The following is a 10368-nucleotide window of genomic DNA, read 5'->3' as shown; positions in this document are numbered from 1 at the left end:
GCGTGACAGCCCGGTTTTGCGTGACCGCCCGGTTCTGCTTGAAGAGGGTTCAGCCGCCGCGGCGCATGATGGCGTCGAGGAGATCACCGATGCCGTTGTCGTCGCCGCGTCCACCGGTTCGGGCGACGAACGTTGTTTTGGTGGTCGCGACGGGCTCGTCGAATGTGTCGACGATGTCGTTGGCTGTCACCATGATGTCGCTGCCGCCCGCCTGCCGGAACGATTCCAAGCAGAGGTTGCTGCTCAGCACGTCGCCGACTCGGATGGGGCGGTGCAGCAGTATCTGCTGGTCGGAGTGCAGGATGTCGCCGAGACCGTAGCCGAGAAGTAGGTGCGCGAACAGCTCGGGTAGCACCGCGGTACCGATGACGCTGACGAACGTGACCGGGGCGATGACGCCGCCGTGCCCTAGGTCGCGGCCGGTGCAGTCGTCCACGTGCACCGGATGGTCGTCGTGCACCGACCGCGCGAATTCCTTGATCTTCTCGCGTCCGACCTCGTAGCTGAAGCCGACCCGATGACGAGCACCGACCATGTCCCAGATGGTCCTGCGGTCAGTGGCTTCGGCATGAGTTGTCTGTGCACCGGCTAGTAGCGCGTCGGGCATGGAGATCGTCGACATGGCACCTCTATCGTCGCGGGGCGAGGCTCGAGTCCATCAGCCCGTCGGACATACCGCAGGTTGGATCGCAGAATCCCCGCGAACTAACAAAAGAAACCTCCTGTCGGTGTATCGCGTCACGACGCGACGTCGCGGGGAGGCCCTGCGGAACGGCCGGGGGCGTGCGAGACGGCGTCCAGCACGATCTGCAGGACGATCACCGCGCCTGCCTTGTCGAGCGGATCGTTGCCGTTGCCGCATTTAGGGGATTGAACACACGACGGGCACCCGTTCGGGCACTCGCAGGAAGTGATCGCGTCCTTGGTGGCTTCGAGCCAGTCGACGATCGCGCGATGGCCGCGCTCGGCGAAGCCGGCACCACCGTCGTAGCCGTCGTAGACGAACACGGTCGGCAGCCCGGTGTCCGGATGCAGCGCGGTCGAGACACCGCCGATGTCCCATCGATCGCACGTCGCGACGAGGGGGAGGAGACCGATGGCCGCGTGCTCGGCGGCATGCAGTGAACCGGGGAACCGTTCCGGCGGGATGCCCGAATCGACGAGCAATTCCGGCGTGATGGTGTACATGACCGCGCGGGTGTCGAGGGTCTGCTCGGGCATGTCGAGTTCGATCGAGTCGAGGATCTCGCCCGAGTGCAGCCGCCGGAGGTAACCGACGACCTGATGCGTGACGTTCACCTGCACGAGCGCGACGGTGACCTCGCCCAGGTCGCGCTGTGAGTGCACGTCCGTGATGGCGATATCGGTGGTTTCGCGAGCCGAGGTGTTCCAATCCGGATGCTCGGGGTGCACGAGCGCGACACCGTCCTCGAGATTCAAGTCGTCGACGACGAACGATTCGCCCTGATGAATGTGCACGGCCCCGGGATGCACTGTCGCCGGTGCCTTCCCGGAGTCGACGGTGCCGAGCATCCGTCCGGATCCGCCGTCGACGATGGCGACCTGGATGCCAGTTCCGCCGCGAATGTTCACCGACGTGTGCGGTGCGTACTTCTGGCCTTCGGGGGTGATGAACCACCCGTGCGGACGCCGACGCACCAGGCCGTCTGCCGCGAGGGCGTCGAGCACCGACACGGCGTCAAACTCCTCCGCCTCGGCCGGAGTGATGGGCAATTCGGCTGCAGCGCAGAGCAGTTGAGGTGCAAGCAGGTACGGATTCGTCGGGTCGGTGACGGTTGCCTCGATGGGCTTGTCGAGCAGGGCCGCCGGATGATGGACGAGGTAGGTGTCCAACGGATCGTCGCGGGCGACCAGGGTGACGAGCGAGCCCTCGCCGCGTCGGCCCGATCGTCCCGCCTGCTGCCAGAAGGAACTGACGGTGCCGGGGAAGCCCGCGACGACGACGGCGTCGAGACCTGCGATGTCGACGCCCAACTCGAGCGCGTTGGTGGTGGCGACCCCGAGAAGGGTGCCATCGGACAGGTTCCGTTCGAGCTCACGGCGGTCCTCGGCGAGATAGCCGGCTCGGTATGCGGCCACCCGGCTCGGGAGATCTCGGTCCACTTCGGCGAGGAGTCGCTGGGTGCCGAGTGCCGTCACCTCGGCGCCGCGGCGCGATCGCACGAATGTCAGGGTACGAGCGCCTTCGATCATCAGGTCGGCCATGATGCGCGACGCTTCGGCGCCGGCGGATCGGCGCACGGGTGCGCCGTTCTCTCCGGTGATCTCCTTCAAAAGCGGTGGCTCCCATAGGGCGACGGTGCGGGGGCCGTGTGGCGATCCGTCGACGGTGACCTCCTCGCACGATGCGCCGACGAGTCGGGTGGCTGCAAGGCCCGGATTGGAGGTTGTCGCGCTGGCGAGAACGAACGTCGGGTCAGCGCCGTAGCGGGCGCAGATACGTCGCAGTCGCCGAAGAATCAGTGCCACGTTGGAGCCGAACACTCCTCTGTAGTAGTGGCACTCGTCGACGACGACATATTTCAGGTTGCGGAGAAAGCGGGCCCACCGTTCGTGCGCGCCGAGGATTCCGATGTGGATCATGTCGGGGTTGGTGAAGATCCACCGGGCGTTGGCTCGCGCCCACTGCCTGATCTCGATGGGGGTGTCGCCGTCGTAGGCGCTCGGAAACACCTCGGCCAGTTCCGGTGCATCGCCGCGCAACTCGTCGGTGACGGACATGGTGCTGCGTAGCTGATCTGCTCCCAGGGCCTTGGTGGGCGCCAGGTAGAGAGCTGTCGAACGGTCGTCGCCGAGCAGTGTCGACAGGATCGGCATCTGGTATGCCAGTGACTTTCCCGATGCGGTACCGGTTGATAGGACAACGTGATGACCGTCGTGGGCGAGCGTGGCGGCCTGTGCCTGGTGACTCCACGGCCGAGGAATCCCGCGCGACTGCAACACCGCCCGTACTTCGGGCTTCAACCATGTTGGCCAGTCGACGAATTGGGCCTCGCGCCCCGGGAGCTCGGCGACGTGCGTCAGAGGTTTCTCGCCCGACGGTGTGCCTGCCAACACGCGGTCGAGAAGAGACCTGCCGTAGCTCGTGAGATGACCCGCGTTGGGTGGATCCGGTTGGGTCACTGCTGCTCTCCATATAGCTGACTGCGGTGCAGCACGGTAGATGACTGCGGTGCAGCACGCGGGCGTAGGTGCCGCCACCTGCGGTTTTCATGCTATCGCCTCGGCCTGCGCGGGCTGGAGGCGGCCGGGTATCGGCGCTGGTGAGAGGGGGCGTGCGGGGCGAAACCCCAGGTTGCGACGCTTCCGATCGATCGAACTTGGAAAAACTGACATTTTCGACTGTTGGAAACGCTCGAGTCATGGTTAGCTTGAAGCGGTCGCAGCTTCTGTGTTCGTTTTCACGCTCGCAGGATCTTATGTTGCGAGCGGTGTGCTTTTGGAGCGTTTCCGCAAAGGGGTCTTTGCCGATACAGCGTTGCTGATCGACGGGGGATCCGCCTGAGGGGGACTTTGACGGAAGTACAACGGTCGGAACCGGCCCGGTGGACTGTAAGTGCTGCCCACCGCATCCGGTGTTAGAAAGAGAAGGAAAAGCATGGCACAGGGAACTGTGAAGTGGTTCAACGCCGAAAAGGGCTTTGGATTCATCGCACCAGAAGACGGCTCCGCTGACGTTTTCGTTCACTACTCCGAGATTCAGGGCAACGGCTTCCGTACCCTCGAGGAGAATCAGCGCGTCGAGTTCGAGGTCGGCCAGGGCACCAAGGGTCCCCAGGCAACCGGAGTTCACGCAGTCTGATCGAAACCCCGCTCACACTCGTGAGTTGGTTCGGTTGACACCATCCCTCTTTCGCGTTCGGATACGTCCCTGCGCGTAAGGGGGATGAGTCGTTCTCGGACACGTGCGTCGAATACCCCCGTCGGGCGGCCGATGTCCTACTGTCCACATTGTGAACCAGCTGTCCTTCTTCTCCGCCGAGTCGTTGCCGCCGTCGGTGACCGACTTGGCCGGGCTGCTGGCGTCCACCGGGCAGGTTGTCATCTCGGCAGCCGGCGCCCGGATCTCCGTGGTCGTCGACCGGGAGTGGCGTGCCGACGCGATTGCAGTTCTCATCCGTCAGTGCGGTCTCGTCGCCGAGGTCGGTCGCTCGGAGGAGGACCGCCCACTCGTCCGTACGGCATCCGTGCCCGAGTTGTCGGCGCTTGCCTCGCTGTGGACCAAGGGTGCGGTCAAGTTCATGCCGCCCGGTTGGGTGCCCGGCTCGCGGGAGTTGCGAGCCTGGGTTCTCGCCGCCGGTCGGCCCGAGGCGGACGGTGAGCGATACGTCCTCGGCCTCGACCCGCATGCTCCCGAGACGCATGCGCCGTTGGCTCAGGCACTCATGCGTGCAGGCATCGCGCCCACACTCATCGGTACCCGCGGCGCGTTTCCCGGCTTGCGCATCGCGGGGCGCAGACGCATGTTGCGGCTGGTGGAAAACGTCGGGCAGGCACCCGAGAGCGACGATGCCCAGGCGAACTGGCCGACCTCCGGGTGGTGAGGTGTGCAGCGGATCTACGAGTATTTTGACGGCGTATGCCACTCTGTTACCAAGCGGACCGTCGAATATGTCGGTTTCGACAGGTAGATAGGTACCGCGGAGTGACACTCGCGAAACGCAACGGAAAGGTTCGGCAGCAAGGTGGCAGCACGGAAGAACGGCACGGGGGACTCCACCACCGGCGGCTCCGCCGAGCCGCGCCGCCTTGTCATCGTCGAGTCCCCGACGAAGGCCAAGAAGATCGCCCCGTATCTGGGCAGCAACTACGTCGTCGAGGCATCGGTGGGTCACATTCGCGACCTCCCGCGTGGTGCCGCCGACGTTCCGGCGAAGTACAAGGGTGAGTCCTGGGCGCGACTCGGAGTCGACGTCGATCACGACTTCGAGGCTCTCTATGTCGTCTCGCCGGAGAAGAAGGGCAAGGTCGCCGAGCTCAAGAGCCTGCTCAAGGATGCCGACGAGCTCTATCTCGCCACTGACCCCGACCGCGAGGGCGAGGCCATCGCATGGCATCTCCTCGAGACCCTGAACCCCAAGATCCCCGTCCGACGGATGGTCTTCCACGAGATCACCAAGCCGGCTATCCTCGCCGCTGCCGCCGACACCCGTGAGCTCGACCAGGACCTCGTCGACGCCCAGGAGACCCGGCGCATCCTCGACCGCCTCTACGGCTACGAGGTCAGCCCGGTGCTGTGGAAGAAGGTCATGCCGAAGCTGTCGGCGGGCCGCGTTCAGTCCGTCGCCACCAGAATCATCGTCCAGCGCGAGCGCGAACGCATGGCGTTTCGCAGCGCCGAATACTGGGACATCTCCGCCACCCTCGACGCCGGTGCCGAGGCATCACCGCGGAGCTTCGGCGCCCGCCTGGTCAGCGTCGAAGGATCCCGGGTCGCATCCGGTCGCGACTTCGGCGCCGACGGCAAGCTCAAATCGGACGGCGTCACCGTCATCGACGAGCCGCGCGCTCGTCGCTTGTCCGAGGCGCTCGAGGGCGTCGACCTGACGGTCGCGTCGGCAGAAGACAAGCCGTACACCCGCAAGCCGTACCCGCCGTTCATGACGTCGACGCTGCAGCAGGAAGCCGGGCGGAAGCTGCGCTTCACCTCCGAGCGCACGATGCGGGTGGCGCAGCGACTGTACGAAAACGGCTACATCACCTACATGCGTACCGACTCGACGACGCTGTCGGAGTCGGCCATCGCGGCCGCGAGGTCGCAGGCAACCGAGCTGTACGGCCCGGAGTACGTGCACCCGTCGCCGCGGCAGTACACCCGCAAGGTCAAGAACGCGCAGGAAGCTCACGAGGCCATCAGGCCGTCGGGCGACGTGTTCCAAACTCCAGGCCAGCTGCACTCTGCGCTGCAGACCGACGAATACCGCCTGTACGAGCTCATCTGGCAGCGCACGGTTGCGTCGCAGATGGCCGACGTGCGCGGAACCACGCTGACCCTGCGCATCACCGGTACCGCAGGTACCGGCGAAGAGTGCACGTTTTCGTCGTCCGGTCGCACCATCACGTTCGCGGGGTTCCTCAAGGCCTACGTCGAGAGCGTCGACGACGAGGCGGGCGGCCAGTCCGACGACGCCGAATCGCGGCTCCCCGCGCTGAAGGCAGGCGCAGCCGTCACTGCCACCAGGCTCGATCCCGACGGGCATACGACCAACCCGCCTGCGCGCTACACCGAGGCCTCGCTCATCAAGACCCTCGAAGAGCTCGGCATCGGGCGTCCGTCGACGTACAGCTCCATCATCAAGACCATTCTCGACCGCGGATACGTCTACAAGCGCGGCAGCGCGCTGGTGCCGTCGTGGGTCGCTTTCTCGGTCGTCGCCCTGCTCGAAGCCCACTTCGGGCGCCTCGTGGACTTCGATTTCACCGCGGGCATGGAAGACGATCTCGACGCCATCGCCGGCGGCCGCGAGCGTCGCGGCGACTGGTTGACGAGCTTCTACTTCGGCGGTGAGACCGGCGCCGAAGGGTCGGTCGCGCGGTCCGGTGGCCTGAAAAAGATGGTCGGTGCCAACCTCGAAGACATTGACGCCCGCGAGATCAACTCCATCAGACTGTTCGACGACGATCAGGGTCGCGAGATCCATGTGCGTGTCGGCCGCTACGGCCCGTACCTCGAGCGGATGGTGCGCAGCGACGACGACCCCGATGGGGACCCGATCTCGCAGCGCGCAAATCTGCCCGATGATCTGCCGCCCGACGAGTTGACCCTCGACTTCGCCGAGAAGCTTTTCGCGACTCCGCAAGAGGGTCGTAAGCTCGGCGCGGATCCGCTGACGGGCAACGAGATCGTCGCCAAGGAAGGTCGTTTCGGGCCGTACGTCACCGAGATCCTCCCTGAGCCGACGCCCGAGCCCACCCCGCCGGAGCCCGACATCGTCCCTGTCGCACGGGACGATGACGGAGACGGCGGCGGCGGGACGAAAACTGCCGTCAAGAAGGCGGCAGCGAAGAAGGCACCCGCCAAGAAAGCGGCGAAGAAGGTCGAAGGCCCGAAGCCTCGTACCGGTTCGCTGCTCAAGTCGATGGATCTCGCCACCATCACGCTCGACGACGCACTCAAGCTGCTGTCGTTGCCGCGGGTGATCGGCGTCGACCCCGAGACGAAGGAAGAGATCACCGCGCAGAACGGCCGCTACGGTCCGTATCTGAAGAAGGGCACCGACTCTCGTTCGCTCACCGACGAGGAACAACTGTTCACGGTCACTCTCGACGATGCGCTGAAGATCTACGCCGAACCCAAGCGTCGAGGACGCCAGGGTGAAGCAAAGCCGCCCTTGCGAGAGCTGGGCAAAGACCCGATCAGCGAGCAACCGATGGTCATCAAGGACGGCCGCTTCGGGCCCTACGTCACCGACGGTGAGACCAACGCCAGCCTGCGCAAGGACGACGAGGTCGCCACCATCACCGACGATCGCGCGTCGGAGTTGTTGGCAGACAGGCGTGCTCGTGGGCCGGTGAAGAAGAAGGCCACCAAGAAGGCGGCCACCAAGAAGGCGGCCACCAAGAAGGCCACCGCGACCAAGACGGCCACCAAGAAAGCGCCGGCCAAGAAAGCAGCAGCCAAGAAAACGGTCGCCAAGAAAACGCCAGCGAAGAAAGCTCCTGCCAAGAAAGCTGCTGCGAAGAAAGCCCCGCCCAGCGAGGGATAGCTCTGCGTTGGCTACTGCTGGTACCCGGCTCCTCAGGGGTGGTGCCCGGCTGGAGCCGTGGACCGTCTTGCCGTCCGCAGTTCGCAGTTCGCAGTTCGCCCCGGGGCGGTCACAATGTGGAACCGATTGGTGCGGCGCCGCGTCGAAAAAGGGTGTGAACAAGACACTGGTGGCGGTCGGCTGCGCGTTTGCTCTGACGGGTTGCGCCGGAACCGTGGACGGTACGGCGGTGGCGGAGGAAGCGTGGGAGGGGCGCGGTATCGCCTTGCCCACGACCACGACCACGACCACGACCACGACCGCGACTTTCGATCCGTGTGATCTCCCGCTCGAGGTATTGAAGAAACTCGACCTGGTGGGTACGTCGCCGAGGCCGTTGGCGGCCGATCTGACCGGATGCGTCTGGAGCAACGCCACATTCGCGGTGGGTGTACAGATAGTTCCGGGCGTCACGGAGTTCAGCGATCCGCATACGAATCCGCGGAATTCGGAGGTCGAGGAGCTGACGTACCAGGATTACCTCACGTACATGTTCGTGTTCGAAGGCGATGGCTATGTGACACAAACGATGACCGAGGTGGGCGCCGTGTCGATCAACATCTCGAGCCGGGGCTCGATGGACGCCGCGCGGGCGTCGATGATCGGGACGTTCGAAACCATCGCGCCTTTTCTGCCGCCACCGCTCTGATTCGCCGCGTCACATGCTCCGACTAAGCTGCCACCCATGGCGGGTGTATTCGATCGACTGATCGGCCAAGACGACGTCGAGGCAGAACTGACGGGCGCGGCCATCGGTGCCCGCACCGGCGCTCCGGGTTCGGCGATGACGCACTCCTGGCTTTTCACCGGTCCTCCCGGGTCCGGACGATCCATTGCGGCACTGTGTTTTGCGGCCGCGCTGCAGTGCACCACCGAGGGTTCGCCCGGGTGCGGTCACTGCCATCCATGCACCACCACGATGGCGGGCACGCACGGCGATGTGCGTCGCATCATTCCGCAGGGCCTGAGTATCAGCGTCAAGGAGATGCGCGAGATCGTGCAGATCGCTGCACGTCGGCCGAGTACCGGACGTTGGCAGATCGTCGTAATCGAGGACGCCGACCGGCTCAGCGAAGCCGCTGCCAACGCGTTGCTCAAGGTTGTCGAGGAGCCCCCGGAGCGGACGGTCATGCTCTTGTGTGCGCCATCGACCGATCCGGAGGACATGTCGGTGACGCTTCGGTCGCGGTGTCGGCACGTCCACCTCGTCACGCCTACGGCGTCGGCCATCGCTCAAGTGCTGCAGACGCGCGACAAGCTCGACGAGGAGACGGCGCAGTGGGCTGCCTCGATCAGTGGCGGTCACGTCGGGCGCGCTCGTAGGTTGGCGAAGGACGAGGACGCCAGGGCTCGTCGTAAGCGGGCCCTCGGGTTGGCGTCGGCTGCGGCCCGCCCGAACCAGGCGTACCTCGCGGCCGAGGAGATGGTGAAGGCGGCCGAGACGGAGGCGGCCGAGATCAGCGCGGCGCTCGACGGTGTCGAGATGGAAGAGCTTCGCACGGCGCTGGGGGCGGGCGGCACAGGTAAGGGCGCGGCAGGGGCACTCCGTGGGTCCGCGGGCGTCATCAAGGAGCTCGAAGCGCGGCAGAAGTCGCGGCGAACTCGGAACTTGCGTGATTCGTTCGACCGCGCGTTGATCGACCTCGCCGGCCTGTATCGCGACGCGTTGACGAGGTCGTACGGATCCACCGCGGTGCTCAATCACCCAGACATGTCCGAGCAGATCGAACGCATGGCGAAAGGTGCTTCGCCGGAGGCTCTGCTGAAAAGCATCGAAGCGATCCTCGAGTGCCGCGAAGCCCTCGCCCTCAATGCGAAGCCGAAATTCGCCGTCTACGCCATGGTGGCGCAACTGGGCTCCGCACTGCGCTGATATAGCGCGTCTACCAGGGTGAACATCAGCATCCGCGAGGCGATTTTAGTTTCGACCGCATGCTCCGTTAGACTCACCAACGCCGAAAGGCACGCCGCCTTAGCTCAGTCGGTAGAGCATTTCACTCGTAATGAAAAGGTCAAGAGTTCGATTCTCTTAGGCGGCTCCACCACGAAGCCCCTGACGCCACAGCGTCAGGGGCTTCGTGCGTCGAACGGTCGTATCCGCCCTGCCTCTGACGTCAGCGTGGGAACGCGTGCATTAATTCGGGTACGGATCTGAGGTGCGAATTCAGGGTTCGAACGGCTAGGGCCTCGTCGTCTGCGTCGAGAGCGTCGACTATTTCTCGGTGTTCACGTTCTATGGTTTCGCGTCTGTCGGGTGCTTCGGTGATGGTTCGAACCGACAGCCGAATGTGGCGCGGTCGCATCGTCGAGTAAAGGTCGGTCAAGACCGCGTTGGCTCCGTGGTTGACGAGGGAGTAGTGGAATTTCTGGTCGAGTCGGGCGAAATCGAACCACTCTTGTCGTGCGCCCGTTTCGGCCATCGCTTCGAGTATCTCGGGCGCTTCGGTGGGTGCGCCTCGGCGCTGACGGCAGATTTTGGTGAGTGCGGCGGATTCGATGATCAGCCGAGTCTCATAAAGTTCCTGTAATTCGGTCGCGGTGGTGACACGAACCTGTGCTCCGCGTCGAGGAACAAGATCGACGTAGCGCTCCGCATGCAGCC

At 64.8% G+C, this 10368-nt stretch carries 8 protein-coding genes and 1 tRNA gene; 6 read left to right on the top strand and 3 right to left on the bottom strand.

Annotated elements, in window-relative coordinates; all coding sequences use genetic code 11:
* Positions 1-49 precede the first annotated feature (49 nt).
* Both WBQ44_RS11715 and WBQ44_RS11710 read right to left on the bottom strand, forming a co-directional pair.
* Positions 50-622, bottom strand: a complete 573-nt coding sequence (locus tag WBQ44_RS11715) for an FAS1-like dehydratase domain-containing protein (protein ID WP_495566860.1) — start codon at positions 620-622, stop codon at positions 50-52.
* 116 nt (positions 623-738) lie between these two features.
* Entirely contained in the window at positions 739-3144 is a 2406-nt protein-coding gene (locus tag WBQ44_RS11710; protein WP_495566859.1) for a DEAD/DEAH box helicase, read from the bottom strand.
* A 475-nt stretch (positions 3145-3619) separates the two neighbouring features.
* Here WBQ44_RS11710 and WBQ44_RS11705 point away from each other — a divergent pair, with 475 nt between their 5' ends.
* From WBQ44_RS11705 to WBQ44_RS11680, 6 genes are all read left to right on the top strand, one after another.
* Positions 3620-3823 (top strand): cold-shock protein, encoded by a 204-nt coding sequence (locus WBQ44_RS11705; protein ID WP_084345600.1) that lies wholly within the window; start codon positions 3620-3622, stop codon positions 3821-3823.
* A gap of 151 nt (positions 3824-3974) precedes the next feature.
* Positions 3975-4565 carry a hypothetical protein gene (locus tag WBQ44_RS11700; RefSeq protein WP_495566858.1) on the top strand — a complete coding sequence of 197 codons (591 nt, stop codon included), beginning with the start codon at positions 3975-3977 and terminating at the stop codon, positions 4563-4565.
* Between the two features lie 141 nt (positions 4566-4706).
* Positions 4707-7727, top strand: coding sequence for a type I DNA topoisomerase (gene topA, locus WBQ44_RS11695; RefSeq protein WP_495566857.1), 3021 nt, complete (start codon positions 4707-4709; stop codon positions 7725-7727).
* Positions 7728-7881: 154 nt separating this feature from the next.
* Positions 7882-8415, top strand: coding sequence for a DUF3558 domain-containing protein (locus WBQ44_RS11690; protein WP_495566856.1), 534 nt, complete (start codon positions 7882-7884; stop codon positions 8413-8415).
* 36 nt (positions 8416-8451) lie between these two features.
* Entirely contained in the window at positions 8452-9639 is a 1188-nt protein-coding gene (locus tag WBQ44_RS11685) for a DNA polymerase III subunit delta' (protein WP_495566855.1), read from the top strand.
* A 93-nt stretch (positions 9640-9732) separates the two neighbouring features.
* Positions 9733-9808: transfer RNA gene (locus tag WBQ44_RS11680), tRNA-Thr, on the top strand.
* A 72-nt stretch (positions 9809-9880) separates the two neighbouring features.
* On the opposite strand, the gene WBQ44_RS11675 is transcribed toward WBQ44_RS11680, so the two are convergent.
* A partial coding sequence (locus tag WBQ44_RS11675; protein WP_495566854.1) for a GntR family transcriptional regulator occupies positions 9881-10368 on the bottom strand: 488 nt, incomplete at its 5' end.

The organism is Rhodococcus sp. (in: high G+C Gram-positive bacteria) (genome assembly GCF_049591685.1).
Classification (GTDB): Bacteria; Actinomycetota; Actinomycetes; order Mycobacteriales; family Mycobacteriaceae; genus Rhodococcoides.
The sequence above is the reverse complement of the archived record's forward strand: the minus strand, read 5'-3'. Positions and strand labels throughout refer to the sequence as shown.